The sequence below is a fragment of the Neorhizobium sp. T7_12 genome, from assembly GCF_002968535.1.
Lineage (GTDB): Bacteria > Pseudomonadota > Alphaproteobacteria > Rhizobiales > Rhizobiaceae > Neorhizobium > Neorhizobium tomejilense.
In genome coordinates this window covers 101,908-115,667 of record NZ_PVBK01000012.1, presented here as the reverse complement: position 1 = coordinate 115,667, position 13,760 = coordinate 101,908, and the positions used below count along the sequence as shown (strand labels likewise).

The following is a 13,760-nucleotide window of genomic DNA, read 5'->3' as shown; positions in this document are numbered from 1 at the left end:
AAGACGAGGACGATGAGGCGCGACACAGCGATCCCGGCTGTCTGGACAATTGTCCGTGCCCTGCCCGGTCGGCGGGCCTTGGGCGCCCTGCTGTTCAGCGGTGCGATCCTTTCCGGCTGCCAGTCGCTCTTCGACCAGGCCTATACGCCGAATGTTTCTCCCTCCGAATCGCCGCAGATCGTCGACGAGGTACAGAAGAACGATCCGCGGGCGCAGATGGGCGCGCGCGAGCATCCGCGCATCGTTGCGAGCTACGGCGGCGAATATCGCGACGCCAAGACCGAGCGACTGGTCGCCCGCATCGCCGGCGCGCTGACGGCCGTTTCGGAAAATCCCAACCAGTCCTTCCGCATCACCATCCTGAATTCGCCGGCGATCAACGCTTTCGCGCTGCCAGGCGGTTATCTTTACGTGACGCGCGGCCTTCTGGCACTTGCCAACGACGCATCGGAAGTCGCAGCGGTGCTCTCCCACGAGATGGGCCACGTCACCGCCAACCACGGCATCGAACGCCAGCGCCGCGAAGAGGCGGAAGTGATCGCAAGCCGCGTCGTTGCCGAAGTCCTTTCCAGCGATCTAGCCGGCAAGCAGGCGCTCGCCCGCGGCAAGCTTCGCCTGGCGGCATTTTCGCGCCAGCAGGAACTGCAGGCCGACGTGATCGGCGTGCGGATGCTCGGCGAAGCGGGCTACGACCCGTATGCGGCGGCGCGTTTCCTCGATTCGATGGCGGCCTATGCCCGTTATTCGGCGGTCGATCCAGACAGCGACCAGAGCCTCGACTTCCTGTCGAGCCATCCGAACTCCACTCAGCGCGTCGATCTCGCCCGCCGCCATGCCCGTAATTTCGGCCAGGAAGGCACCGTCGGCGACAAGGGCCGTGATTATTACATCGCCGGCATCGACGGCCTGCTCTATGGCGACAGCCCTCAGGAGGGTTATGTCCGCGGCCAGACTTTCCTGCATGGCGGCCTCGGCATCCGTTTCGACGTGCCGCCGGACTTCCGGATCGACAACAAGGTGGAAGCGGTGCTGGCGACCGGCCCCGGCGAAACGGCGATCCGCTTTGACGGCGTTGCCGCGGGCGATAACGACAATCTGCCGAATTATCTGACGAGCGGCTGGGTGGCGGGCCTGCAGCCGGAGACGGTGCGGGAGATCCAGGTGAATGGCATGCCTGCGGCAACCGCAAGGGCTTCAGCGGAACGCTGGGATTTCGACGTGACCGTCATCCGCGTCGACAATCAAATCTTCCGCTTCCTGACGGCGGTGCCGAAGGGCAGTCCGGCGCTCGATACGACTTCCGAGATTCTCCGTTCGACCTTCCGCCGGATGACGCCTCCGGAAATCGCGACGCTGAAGCCGCTGCGGGTACGCATCGTCACGGCAACCAAGGACGACACCATCGCATCGCTGTCGGCGCGTGTGATGGGAACGGATCGCAAGCTCGACCTTTTCAAGATGATCAACGCATTGCCGGCCGGGGCGACGATCTCCCCGGGCCAGAAGTTCAAGATCATTTCCGAATGAGATCGGGGGCCGCCTCAGCAGGCGGCCGCAGCCATCTGCGGATTGGCCGACACCAGCGCCGACTTGAGTTTTTCGATCGCCCGGCTTTCGATCTGCCGCACACGTTCCTTTGAAATGCCGAGTTCGGCGCCCAGCGCTTCGAGCGTCGCGCCGTCGTCTGTCAGGCGGCGGGCGCGAATGATCTTCTTTTCCCGGTCGTTGAGTTTGGTGAGCGCGCCCTGCAGCCATTTCAGCCGCCGTTCACCGTCGATCATCCCGGAAACCTGCTCATCCGGCAGCGGTTCGGCGCTGGCCAGCATGTCGAGCCGTTCGCCGCTATCCGCATCGCCAGCGATCGACGGCGCCTGCAGCGAGGAATCGTTGCCGGAAAGGCGCGCATCCATGGTCTGGACATCGGAGACGCTGACGCCGAGTGCCACTGCGATCTCTTCATGAATTGCCCGGGCGGTGAGATTGGAATCGCCGCGGGCGAGCTTGGCACGCAGCCGGCGAAGATTGAAGAACAGCGCTTTCTGCGCGGAACTGGTGCCGCCCCGCACGATCGACCAGTTTCGAAGGATGTAATCCTGCATCGAGGCTCGGATCCACCAGCTGGCATAAGTGGAAAAACGCACGTCGCGGGCCGGTTCAAACCTTGCCGCCGCTTCGAGCAGCCCTACATAGCCCTCTTGTACGAGATCGCTCATCGGCAAACCGAAGCCACGGAACTTCGAGGCCATGGCGATTACCAGACGCATATGCGCAAGGGCAATCTGGTTTCGGGCATCCTGGTCCTGATCGTCCTTCCAGCGGACCGCCAGATCGCGCTCCTCCTCGCGGGCGAGATATGGAGCGGACATTGCTATCTTGATCATCGTGCGGTCTGCGGACATGGCTGTCATGGTGTTCTCCGTGAACGGTCTGATCCGACAAAAACAGCGAGGCACAAACCAGGGACACCGTGCACGCGACAAGCCCGAACGATGATGGAATGAATATCCTGCCGCTTTTGCTCCCCTCGTCTTATGTTCCGCGGGGGATTCACAACCGGCTCAAGAGACCGATCTTCCGCCCCGCACTTAGCTGTCCCGAACGCAAACCGACGCACATCAGTTCGCCGTTCCGGCGGGTTAACGCGGAGGGGGAGAAAAAGTTCCAATAAAAAACCCGGCTCGAAGGCCGGGTTTTTGGGAGAACTATGGATGGATGATCAGGCCGCTTCTTCCTGCGCCTCATCTTCCTCTACGTTCTTGCCGCGCTTGGGACCCTTGGCGAGATTGACCTCGACAAGACGGACGGCTTCGGTTTCGGACATCTTGTTCACGGCAGCGATTTCACGAGCCATGCGGTCGAGAGCGGCTTCGTAAAGCTGACGCTCGGAATAGGATTGTTCCGGTTGGTTGTCGGCGCGATAGAGGTCACGAACCACTTCCGCGATCGAGATCAGATCGCCGGAATTGATCTTTGCATCATATTCCTGGGCGCGGCGCGACCACATGGTGCGCTTCACGCGGGCCTTGCCTTGAACAACCTTGAGAGCGCGTTCGACAAAATCCGTTTCGGACAGCTTGCGCATGCCGATGCTGACGGCCTTTGCGACTGGCACCTTGAGGCGCATCTTGTCCTTTTCGAAATCGATTACGAAAAGCTCAAGCTTCATGCCGGCAACTTCCTGCTCTTCAATCGCAGAGATAGTGCCTACACCATGAGCGGGGTATACGATCGATTCACCAGTCTTGAAGCCCTGGCGTGCGGGAGAAGTCTTTTTCTGCTGAGTCGTCATTCGTTTCACAAACTCCCTGTTACTCACCCATTGCCGGGTCGGGGGAACCGGGTCTGTCAGGCCCGGATGAGACGGGGGAAACCGTCGGGTCACTCCATACTGGTCCGACCAACGCGAGCGAAAAAACACCCATCGGGGTACTGCGACCGACAACATTCAAGCGTTGCAATGTCACGGAAACCGCGCTTTGGGTGGTCTGTTGCTTTCGTGATGTTTTTTGGGCACGCACGTGCCGCCTTGTGGAACAGTTCTTATTGTCTACCACAAAAAAGTGCGGAAATCAATAATTTGCTTTTGCAGGTGCACAGAGCACTATAGCCGTGCTCTGCCCAACAAAAAGGCAAAGTGATTCGAAACTGCTTCCGAGCCATTCCGTCGGAGCAAATCTCAATCGCCCTTGCCGGGTTCGGCGGAGAAATACTGCTCGTACTTGTTGGTGACGCCGTCCATCTCCTTGGCTTCGGGCAACGCATCGCGCTTGACCGTGATGTTGGGCCAGATCTGAGCGAACTCGGTGTTTATCTTGAGCCATTTGTCGAGGCCTGGCTCCGTGTCCGGCTTGATCGCCTCGGCGGGACATTCCGGTTCGCAGACGCCACAATCGATGCACTCGTCGGGATGGATGACGAGGAAGTTTTCACCTTCATAAAAGCAGTCGACCGGGCAGACCTCGACGCAGTCGGTGTATTTGCAGCGGATACAATTGTCGGTCACGACATACGTCATGCGGCACTCCAGGACTATCGCGGATCAGCGGCACGTCGACGGATGGGAAGCGCCGGCACACCGGAAAGCCGGGAGAGGCGAAAACCCAACTGCAAAAATGACAGGAGGTAGGCGATCCGGCTTTTCGACAGTCAGGTAAAGCCTTTGGCTTGGCTTAGCAAGGATATCCGTGCTGAAAACCTGAGCGCAGCGGGTCGTTTTTTCTAATCTAGGTCCGCGTCGATACCCGGAAACAGCCGATCGGTGTCGCGGCGCTCCTTCTTGGTCGGCCGGCCGCTTCCCTGCGCCCGTTGCGCCTGTTCGAACAACGTCAGCCTCTTGGTTTCTTCGGGAGGCGGACTGATATCTTCATAGAGCAGCCGGGCCTCTTCGAAAGGTCCTCGCCTTTCCCCGCCGGCCTTGACCACCAGCACGAGATCGCGACGCTCGAGCTTGAGATCGATGCGGTCCCCCGGCTTCACCTGGGAGCTGGGTTGGGACACCAGGTCTCCATTCACCCGCACGTGGTTCGAGCGGATGAGATCCTGGGCGATCGACCGTGACTTCGCCATGCGGGCAAAAAACAGCCACTTGTCGATGCGCTGGCGCGAACCGGATTGTGGCTGTTTTTCCGTCATGGGCCTTACTTCTTCATCTGCTCCTTGAGAGCTGCAAGCTTTGCAAAGGGCGAATCCGGATCGATCGGCTTCTCCTTGCGGGGCGGCTTGGCCTCGAAGCGCGCAGGCTGCGACCCTTTGCCGCGGTCGTTGCGGTCCGGACGCGGGCCACCTTCGTGGCGCTCCCCGCGGTTGGGGCGATCGCCCCCGCGGTTGTTGGTATTGTTGTTATCTGGCCGGCGGTTGTTGTCGCGGTTCGGCTTGCCGCCGTCCTTGCGTTCGCCACCGTTGCGCTCGCCACCACGTTCCCCGGCCGGGCGCGCATCACGCCGCTCGCCACCACCGTCGCGACGCTCATCACGACGGCCCTGGGCCGGCTGGCCGGCTTCGCCACCGGCATTGCTGCGCTGGCCGCCATGGCCACGGCGATCGCCATGCTGAGGGCGTCCGCCGCGCTGGTTGTTTTCACGGCCGCCGCCCGGACGCCACAGCAGGACCGGCTTCGGCTCTCCAGTCTCGGCAGCCTTTGCCTCGTCTTCAGCCGCAGCCTGCTCAGCCGGAGCTTCTTCCGAAGCAACCGGTTCTGCAGTAGCCGTCTCAGCCGGCGCAGCATCAGCCACGGCCTCTGCCGGGGCGGTTTCAGGCGCGGCCTCGGTCGAAGGGGTTTCTGCCGTTGTCTCGGCCGAAGCGTCGCTCGCATCGGCGTCATCGCCGTCGGAGGCTTCCGGCGCGTCTCCTGCCGACGCGGCTGCAGGAACAGCGCTCACGGAACCTGCATCCTGGCCCGCCAGGAATGCCTGCGCTTCTTCCGGCTTCACGGCGTCGGCACGATATCCGAGGCCCTTGAGGATTTCTTCCATATCGTCCGGCGTCGCGCCGAGAATGGAGAGCATTGCGGTCGTGGCCGTGAAGCGGCGGCCGTCATATGCCCCTTCCGGACGCGGCGTCGAGCCCGGCTTCCACTGCAGAAGCGGACGGATGAGATCGGCAAGCCGTTCCAGGATGTCGATCCGCACGGCACGCTTGCCGAGGAAGCGGAAACCCGCAAGCTTGTAGAACATCCGTTCGAACGTCGGATCGGCGACCACCGAAGTGCGCCCTGCGGCAAGCGCCGGGATGAGATCGCCGTAACCGGGCTTGTCGAGGCCGTCGTTCTTCAGCGCCCAGAGGAGCGTGATGAGCTCCGCCGGTGCGGGCTTCAGAAGCATCGGCATGAAGACGTGATAGGCGCCGAAACGGATGCCGTAGCGACGCATCGAGGCGCGCGCATCCTGATCGAGCGACTTCACGTCGTCCGCGACGTCACGCCTGAACAGCACGCCGAGACTTTCGACGAGCTGGAAGGCGAGCCCCTTGGCGAGGCCCTGCAGGTCTTCGGCGCGCGACAGATCGTCGAGCGGCTTCAGAACCGTGGCGATGTGATGGTTGACGAAGCGCTCGAGGCGGGCGAGCACATGTTCGCGGGCATTGCCGGTCAGCTGCTCGTCGGAGAGCAGGATGACGCGCGGCCGCATGACATGCTCGGTCGGCGCAAGACGGGCGATGGGCTCGCCGAGCCAGCGAACGGACCCGTCGGAGCCGACCGCCAGATCGCTGTTGCCGGAGGCATAAAGCCTCGCGGCCCGCGCCTCGAATTCGAGCGCCAGCGCTTTCTGAGCGGCACCCTGCACCGCCTTGGCGTCGGGCCCCTCGGTTCCCGAAACGGGCGTAAACCGGAAACCGGCCAATTGCCCGACGTGATGTCCCTCTACAAAGACATCGCCATTCACACTGATTTCAGCTTCCAGCATCGCATTCTCTCTCAGGCGCTTCATGAGCACAGATGTCCTGCGATCAACAAAGCGTTTCGTCAACCTTTCATGTAGCGCGTCCGATAACCTATCCTCTATTTCCCGTGTCTTTTCTTGCCAGTGTGTCGGATCGGCAAGCCAACCAGGGCGATTAGAGACGTAGGTCCAGGTCCGGATCTGCGCTATGCGGGCCGACAATGTGTCGATTTCACCATCGGTGCGGTCGGCGCGGCGGACCTGTTCCGCCATGAATTCTTCATTCACCGTCCCGAAGCGTACAAGATCGGAAAAAAGAGTCGAAATAAGGTCGGCGTGCTGCGCCGGCGCAATTCGTCGATAGTCCGGTAACGCGCAGGCCTCCCAGAGCTTCTCGACCCGCTGGGGAGTCGTCGCGATGTCCTTGATTTCGGGATAACGCGAAAGATAATCAAAGGCTTGGCTGTCCGTCGCGGGAAGCGCCCGTGTCAATCCTTGCAGCGTCGGCGACGCATCCAGACTTTCCCGCAGAGCCTTGAGCGACGAAAAATCGAGGGCCTTCGAGCGCCATTGCAGCACTTTGACATGATCGAAGTGGTGGCTTTCGATTCGCTCGACCAATTCGTCCTCGAAAGGCGCGACCTGCCCCGTCACGCCGAACGTCCCATCCCTCACATGCCGCCCGGCGCGGCCGGCGATCTGCGCCAGTTCTGCCGGATTGAGACTGCGGAACTGATAACCGTCGAATTTCCGGTCCTGGGCGAATGCCACGTGATCGACATCGAGATTGAGCCCCATGCCGATCGCATCCGTCGCAACGAGATATTCGACGTCGCCGGACTGGTAGAGGCCGACCTGGGCGTTGCGGGTACGCGGGCTGAGCGCACCCAGCACCACCGCCGCGCCGCCGCGCTGGCGGCGGATAAGCTCGGCGATCGCATACACCTCGTCGGCTGAAAACGCCACGATCGCGGACCGCTGCGGCAGGCGGGTAATCTTCTTCTGCCCAGAATAGAAGAGTTGCGAGAGCCTCGGCCGCTCGACGACGGTTATTCCCGGCAACAGCCTCTCAAGGATCGGCCGCATGGTCGCCGCCCCCAGAAGCAGCGTTTCATCACGGCCGCGCAGATGCAGGATGCGGTCGGTAAAGATATGGCCGCGTTCGAGATCCCCGGCGAGCTGTACCTCGTCGATTGCGACGAACGAGGCTTTCGTCTCGCGTGGCATGGCCTCGACGGTGCAGACGGAAAAGCGGGCATTCGGCGGAGTGATCTTTTCCTCGCCGGTGATAAGCGCCACCTGCGAGGCGCCGACCTTCTCGACAAGGCGCGTATAGACCTCGCGCGCCAGCAGCCGAAGCGGCAGGCCGATCACACCGGTGCCATGCGCCACCATGCGCTCGATGGCATAATGGGTCTTGCCGGTATTGGTGGGTCCGAGGACGGCGGTGACGCCGCGCCCGCTGAGCATCATGGGCTGGAAATTCAATGCCTGGTTCCGCGCATCACATACGGCTTGGGTCTCGCGCCTTCGCCCAAAACTAGAAGCCACGCAACACATGGCGATCTAGTCAGGCAAACGCAAGCCTGAAGAATAGTTTTGCGGCCGAAGAGTGATCGCTGGAGGCCGCAAATCAACGCTCGGCGATTCGAATTTTAAACGTAAAGGAACAGACGCGAACGAATCGGAGACGAATCGCAGACTCAAGAAGATTCAGCTTTTGTTCACCGCTATATATTGATGCGACTCCGGATTTCCCCACGACATCGTGAATCTGCATCAAGATTGGATGCATACAACTGCAGGACTCATCCCGAAGCTGCGCTTTCACGAAGAATCGGAAGAGTCAATGCATTGATATGGTTAATGTTTCATCAACCGATTCAGGCCGTTCCGCCCTCCTTCAAGCACGAAATTAAGATTCAGGCCAAAGGTGGAACGAATCGCCGACGAATCACAGACATCTCTATCTTCGCTATTTGTTCTCACAAGATATGGTAGGTCTCATCACGAGAGACCCGCAAGAAAATCGTCGCGGTAAAGACTTCGGAAGCGAATATGTTCAGGTGCCATTAACATTGGCTAACGCAGTTTAACCACACGTGAGAGCACACGTTTGCAAGCCGATGGAACAAAAATCACGGCGCTACGTTTCCTCGCCAAATCCATACTGGATTGTCTAGCGGAGTAGAAAATCATGCTCGGAACCGTGTTGCTCGTCATCCTCATCCTGCTACTCATTGGCGCGTTGCCGAATTGGGGCTATAGCCGAGGCTGGGGCTATGGTCCGTCGGGCGGATTGGGCCTTGTCGTGCTTATCATCATTATCCTGCTGCTGATGGGCAGGATCTAAAAGCGGCGTAGCCGTGTGTACCAAAGGGAAGGGAAACTGACATGATGAAGAAGATTCTGATTGCGGGCTGCATGATCGGCACGCTCGCCTCCTGTACTGCAACTGAACGCGGCACCGCAATCGGCGCCGGCACGGGTGCGGTTATCGGTGGCGCCGTGACGAATAGCTGGGGTGGCGCGGCGGTTGGCGCAGTTGCGGGCGGCCTTGTCGGCGCTGCGATCGGCCAGTCCTCGGAACGCCGCGGCTACTGCATCTATCGCGACCGTTACGGCCGTCGTTACGAGGCCCGTTGCCGCTAATCGCGAGCAACAATCCAGTCCCTCAGGACCGGCGCCCGAGCAATCGGCGCCGGTTTTGTTTTTGCCTGAGAGGCCGTCGGCATTAACCCTTGGCCAAAGCCGGAACGAATCGCCGACGAATCGGCGACATCACCCGTTTCGCGGTTTGTTCACCGCAATATATCGTGCAAAAACAATTTGTTAACCATAGAGATCGACCGTTTCGGCGCACCACCATGCGCCGAAACCCGCTCAAAGGTTAATGGCGGAAATCAGCTCGCGAAGAACTGGCCGCCATTCGCCGTCAGCGTCGAACCAGTGATGAAGCCGGCGTCGTCGGAGGCGAGGAATACGACGCAACGGGCAATCTCTTCCGGTTCGCCGAGGCGTCCGACCGGGATCAGCGGAATGATCCGCTCGTTCAGCACCTTTTCCGGCACCGCCCGCACCATTTCGGTGGCGATGTAGCCAGGGCAGATGGCGTTGACGGTGATGTTCTTTGAAGCACCTTCCTGGGCCAGCGCCTTGGTGAAGCCGAGATCGCCGGCCTTGGCTGCCGAATAGTTCACTTGGCCCATCTGGCCCTTCTGGCCGTTGATCGACGAGATGTTGACGACCCGGCCGAACCCGCGGTCGCGCATGCCGTTCCAGATGGGATGCGTCATGTTGAAGAGGCCGGTCAGGTTGGTGCCGACCACCTCGTTCCACTGTTCAGGCGTCATCTTGTGAAACATGCCGTCGCGGGTGATGCCCGCATTGTTGACCAGCACCTCGATCGGGCCGAGCTCGGCCTCCACTTTCGCTATTCCGTCGACGCAGGCCTGATAGCTGGAGACATCCCACTTGAACACCGGAATGCCGGTCTCGTCGTGGAAGGCTTTCGCCTTTTCCTCGTTGCCCGCAAAATTTGCCGCGACGCGATAACCTGCCGCCTTCAACGCGACGGAGATGGCTGCCCCGATCCCACGCGTTCCTCCCGAAACCAATGCAACCCTGCTCATGCGGTCTTCCCCTTTTGAGTTGTGATCCGGTCCTTCTATGTGACCGGATACTTACCTAGTTTGACATGCTTCCGTCGGGGAGATAGGCCCGCCGCGAAGTTTTGCAACGCCGGCGGGATTATCCACAATCATCCTATCGCGTCACATGGCTTCGAGGCACATGGCGACGCCCATGCCGCCGCCGATGCAGAGCGTTGCGAGTGCCTTCTTTGCGTTGCGGCGCTTCATCTCGAAAAGAAGCGTGTTGAGGATGCGGGCACCCGATGCGCCGATCGGATGGCCGATCGCGATCGCCCCGCCGTTGACGTTGACGAGCGACGGATCGAAGCCGAGATCCTTGGTGACGGCACAGGACTGGGCCGCGAACGCCTCGTTGGCCTCGATGAGCTCCAGATCGGCGACGCGCCAGCCGGCCTTTTCGAGCGCCTTGCGCGAGGCCGGGATCGGACCCGTTCCCATGATCTGCGGATCGACGCCGGCAGTCGCCCAGGAGACGATACGGGCCATCGGCGTGATGCCGCGGCGGGCGGCTTCGGCTTCTGTCATCAGCACGGCAGCCGCCGCACCGTCGTTGAGGCCGGATGCGTTGCCCGCCGTGACGGTGCCTTCCTTGTCGAAGGCCGGCCGCAGCTTGGCCATCGAATCGAGCGTCGCGCCGGCACGGATGTATTCGTCGTTCTCGACGGTCACGTCACCCTTCCGCGTCTGGATGATATAGGGGATGATCTCGTCCTTGAAGCGGCCGGCGTTCTGCGCGGCTTCCGCCTTGTTCTGGGAAGAGACCGCAAACTGGTCCTGCTCCTCGCGGGAGAGCTGCCACTGGCGGGCGATGTTCTCCGCCGTGATGCCCATGTGGTAGCCGTAGAACGCGTCGGTCAGGCCGTCCTTGATCATCGTGTCGATCATCTTGAAATCGCCCATCTTCACGCCGCCGCGAAGGTGCGCGCAATGCGGCGCCATGGACATCGATTCCTGGCCGCCGGCAACGATGATCTTGGCGTCGCCAAGCGCGATCTGCTGCATGCCGAGGGCTACGGCGCGCAGGCCCGAGCCGCAGAGCTGGTTGATGCCCCAGGCGGTGGCTTCCTGCGGCACGCCGGCCTTCATCGCCGCCTGGCGGGCCGGATTCTGGCCCTCGCCCGCCGGCAGGACCTGGCCGAGGATGACCTCGTCCACCTCAGCCGCCTCGACGCCGGCGCGCGCCAGCGCACCCTTGATCGCCGCCGCACCCAGTTCATGCGCCGGGACATTGGCGAAGCCGCCATTGAAGGAGCCGACCGCCGTACGGCCAGCGGCTGCGATCACGATGGATGGATTGGACATGGACGTTTCCTCTTATCCGTTATTTGCCTGCGAGACTGGCAAAGCTTGAGCCGAGAGTCAAACGGCAGCCGAACGTCGCTGCCAACCCGTCGGGCGTTTCGAAAATGCCCGTTAGATTTCACGGGTTTGCTGCGCAACAAACCCGTCGCCGCGCCGCACAAATCGTTTGTAAGTCCTCGTCATTTAGGCTTACATTCCTGTCGGGAGAAGCATGGCAGTCGATAATGACCAAACCATATTGACGGGAGCAGGAGGCAATCATGGCAAAGACCGAAGGCGAAATCATAATCAAGAAATATGCCAACAGGCGCCTCTACAACACGGGCACCAGCACCTATGTGACGCTGGAAGACCTGGCGAAGATGGTGAAGAAGGGCGAGGAATTCACCGTTCAGGACGCCAAGAGCGGCGACGATATTACCCATTCGGTTCTGACGCAGATCATCTTCGAGCAGGAATCGAAGACCGGCAACACGCTGCTGCCGATTTCCTTCCTGCGGCAGCTGATTTCCTACTACGGCGACCAGATGCAGATGGTGGTCCCGACCTTCCTCGAACACTCGATGAAGGCTTTTACCGACCAGCAGGTTCAGATGCGCGAACAGATGACGCGCGCCTTCGGCGATACGCCGCTCAGCAAGAACCTGCAGATGCCGATCCAGATGATGGAAGAACAGGTGCGCCGCAACACGGACATGTTCCGCCAGGCCATGCAGATGTTCTCGCCGTTTGCGGGGCAGCCCCAGGCGCCTGCCGCCAAGAAGACCGACGCCAAGGATATCGACGAGTTGAAGGAACAGCTCCGCAACCTGCAGAGCCGCCTCGATAATCTCTGACCTGAAGGGCGCCTAGAGCCCGATTGACACGTCGCGGCCGGCCGAGCGGATTGCTACCGCAAAGCCGCCGATGACGTCGACGAAGGTGATCGTCATCAGGATGAAGAAGATCTGCGTCGCGGCATCCCGCACCAGCAGGAATTCGACCAGATAGGCGATGAAGACCAGCATCGACAGCATGTGGTTGATCAGCGAACCGCGGCCGTTGCGGCTTGCTTTGAGGATTTCCACGAACAGGAAGACCAGCGAGATGACGATGATGACGTCACCAAGCGTCATGGTCCAGACGGCACCTGAGAGCATCTGAAGCGAGCTGATGACGTTGCCGAGTGACGCGACCCCGCCGCCGCCCAGAATGCCGAGCATGCCCAGGTTATAGAGAATGAACGGGATGATCATCAGCGGCAATGCGGCAAGCATGGTCTCGAACTCCAGTCGATATGGCCGGACTGTACGTGCTTGCCTTGCTTTCGCAAGTCTTCGGCGCGGCAAAACAAGTCTTCGCGCAACAAAAAAGGCCGGCAGAGCCGACCTTTGATGCAATAGAACGAAAACGCTTATGCGCTTTCCTTCGGCGTCAGAACCTGACGGCCGCGATACATGCCGGTCTTCAGATCGACATGGTGCGGACGGCGCAGTTCGCCGGAGTTCTTGTCTTCGATATAGGTCGGAGCCTTGAGTGCGTCTGCGGAGCGGCGCATACCGCGCTTCGACGGGCTCGTTTTTCTCTTCGGTACAGCCATTTTCGTTACTCCACTTGCGTGCAAAACATAATCCCCGGCCGGAACTGAGGCCGATTGGACATGTCTCGATCTCGGAAATTTGGGCGGCTTATACATGCCCTACCGGGCTTTGACCAGTCCCTGCCCGGATTTTTTGAGAAATATGCGACTTAAGCCTCGTCCTCCGGGACGACCCAGGTTTCGGCAAGTGCGGCCTCCTGCCACTTGAGCCATGCCGGATGAGATTTCATTGCCGACATATAGGCAAGCGTCTCCGCGTCACTCGTCAGATCGTAGACGTCGAAACGGCTGACGACAGGCGCAAACATCGCATCCGCTCCGGAAAATTCGCCGAACAGGAAAGGCCCGCCGGATTTCGCCCGCAGTTCGCGCCAGATCGTCTCGATGCGAGCAACGTCGTCCATCACTCCGTCGGCAAGTTCGATCCTGCCCTTCGGCCGGCGCATGTTCATCGGGCAGGCATTGCGCAGCGCCCGGAAGCCGGAAATCATTTCCATCGAGACGGAGCGCGCGACCGCGCGGTCGGCGGCAGCTTCCGGCCAGACGCCCTTCTCCGGGAAAAGCTCGGCGGCATATTCGATGATCGCAAGCGATTCCCACACCCGGATGTCTCCCTGGTGCAGCACCGGCACCTTACCGGTCGGCGAGATCGGCTTGTATTTCGGATTGCCGGCGGGAAAATCGAACGGGATCAGCACCTCTTCGAAGGCAATGCCGGCCGCCGTCAGCGCGATCCAGGGACGAAAGGACCACGAGGAGTAATTCTTGTTACCGATATAAAGGGTAAGCTTTTCCATGAGGCCACATCTCCGGTTGGTTCACTCAGCCTCATAGTCGCCTTGGCCGGAC

Annotated in this window: 14 protein-coding genes; 4 read left to right on the top strand and 10 right to left on the bottom strand. The window is 60.7% G+C overall.

The features are described from left to right. Positions 1-12 precede the first annotated feature (12 nt). Positions 13-1,527, top strand: coding sequence for a M48 family metalloprotease (locus tag C5J26_RS22635; protein WP_105403827.1), 1,515 nt, complete (start codon positions 13-15; stop codon positions 1,525-1,527). A gap of 14 nt (positions 1,528-1,541) precedes the next feature. On the opposite strand, the gene C5J26_RS22630 is transcribed toward C5J26_RS22635, so the two are convergent. The 5 genes from C5J26_RS22630 to C5J26_RS22610 form a co-directional block, all read right to left on the bottom strand. Then, positions 1,542-2,408 (bottom strand): RNA polymerase factor sigma-32, encoded by an 867-nt coding sequence (locus C5J26_RS22630; protein ID WP_037081362.1) that lies wholly within the window; start codon positions 2,406-2,408, stop codon positions 1,542-1,544. Between the two features lie 308 nt (positions 2,409-2,716). Next, on the bottom strand, positions 2,717-3,289 hold the full coding sequence (locus C5J26_RS22625; RefSeq protein WP_046605164.1) for a CarD family transcriptional regulator: 573 nt from the start codon (positions 3,287-3,289) through the stop codon (positions 2,717-2,719). Positions 3,290-3,676: 387 nt separating this feature from the next. Then, positions 3,677-4,015: a ferredoxin FdxA gene (gene fdxA, locus C5J26_RS22620; RefSeq protein ID WP_046637350.1), complete on the bottom strand. Its 339-nt coding sequence runs from the start codon at positions 4,013-4,015 to the stop codon at positions 3,677-3,679. A 203-nt stretch (positions 4,016-4,218) separates the two neighbouring features. Then, positions 4,219-4,632: an RNA-binding S4 domain-containing protein gene (locus C5J26_RS22615; protein ID WP_105403826.1), complete on the bottom strand. Its 414-nt coding sequence runs from the start codon at positions 4,630-4,632 to the stop codon at positions 4,219-4,221. A 5-nt stretch (positions 4,633-4,637) separates the two neighbouring features. Next, positions 4,638-7,850 carry a helicase-related protein gene (locus C5J26_RS22610; protein WP_245441247.1) on the bottom strand — a complete coding sequence of 1,071 codons (3,213 nt, stop codon included), beginning with the start codon at positions 7,848-7,850 and terminating at the stop codon, positions 4,638-4,640. 724 nt (positions 7,851-8,574) lie between these two features. Here C5J26_RS22610 and C5J26_RS22605 point away from each other — a divergent pair. After that, the gene (locus C5J26_RS22605; RefSeq protein ID WP_007775119.1) at positions 8,575-8,730 is read left to right on the top strand and encodes a DUF3309 family protein; all 156 of its coding nucleotides are present in this window, start codon (positions 8,575-8,577) and stop codon (positions 8,728-8,730) included. A gap of 41 nt (positions 8,731-8,771) precedes the next feature. Continuing rightward, the gene (locus tag C5J26_RS22600) at positions 8,772-9,029 is read left to right on the top strand and encodes a YMGG-like glycine zipper-containing protein (protein WP_037081355.1); all 258 of its coding nucleotides are present in this window, start codon (positions 8,772-8,774) and stop codon (positions 9,027-9,029) included. A gap of 251 nt (positions 9,030-9,280) precedes the next feature. Here the strand turns inward: C5J26_RS22600 and C5J26_RS22595 are convergent, their stop codons facing one another. After that, positions 9,281-10,009: a beta-ketoacyl-ACP reductase gene (locus C5J26_RS22595; RefSeq protein WP_105403824.1), complete on the bottom strand. Its 729-nt coding sequence runs from the start codon at positions 10,007-10,009 to the stop codon at positions 9,281-9,283. 141 nt (positions 10,010-10,150) lie between these two features. Next, positions 10,151-11,332 carry an acetyl-CoA C-acetyltransferase gene (locus C5J26_RS22590; protein WP_105403823.1) on the bottom strand — a complete coding sequence of 394 codons (1,182 nt, stop codon included), beginning with the start codon at positions 11,330-11,332 and terminating at the stop codon, positions 10,151-10,153. Positions 11,333-11,592: 260 nt separating this feature from the next. Here C5J26_RS22590 and phaR point away from each other — a divergent pair, with 260 nt between their 5' ends. Then, entirely contained in the window at positions 11,593-12,168 is a 576-nt protein-coding gene (gene phaR, locus C5J26_RS22585; RefSeq protein ID WP_038546804.1) for a polyhydroxyalkanoate synthesis repressor PhaR, read from the top strand. Positions 12,169-12,180: 12 nt separating this feature from the next. On the opposite strand, the gene C5J26_RS22580 is transcribed toward phaR, so the two are convergent. The 3 genes from C5J26_RS22580 to C5J26_RS22570 all read right to left on the bottom strand — a co-directional run bounded on the left by C5J26_RS22580 (position 12,181) and on the right by C5J26_RS22570 (position 13,708). Beyond that, entirely contained in the window at positions 12,181-12,588 is a 408-nt protein-coding gene (locus tag C5J26_RS22580) for a hypothetical protein (RefSeq protein ID WP_046637345.1), read from the bottom strand. 137 nt (positions 12,589-12,725) lie between these two features. Beyond that, positions 12,726-12,911 (bottom strand): 50S ribosomal protein L32, encoded by a 186-nt coding sequence (rpmF, locus tag C5J26_RS22575; protein WP_038546808.1) that lies wholly within the window; start codon positions 12,909-12,911, stop codon positions 12,726-12,728. A 149-nt stretch (positions 12,912-13,060) separates the two neighbouring features. Next, positions 13,061-13,708, bottom strand: a complete 648-nt coding sequence (locus C5J26_RS22570; protein WP_105403822.1) for a glutathione S-transferase family protein — start codon at positions 13,706-13,708, stop codon at positions 13,061-13,063. Positions 13,709-13,760: the final 52 nt, after the last annotated feature.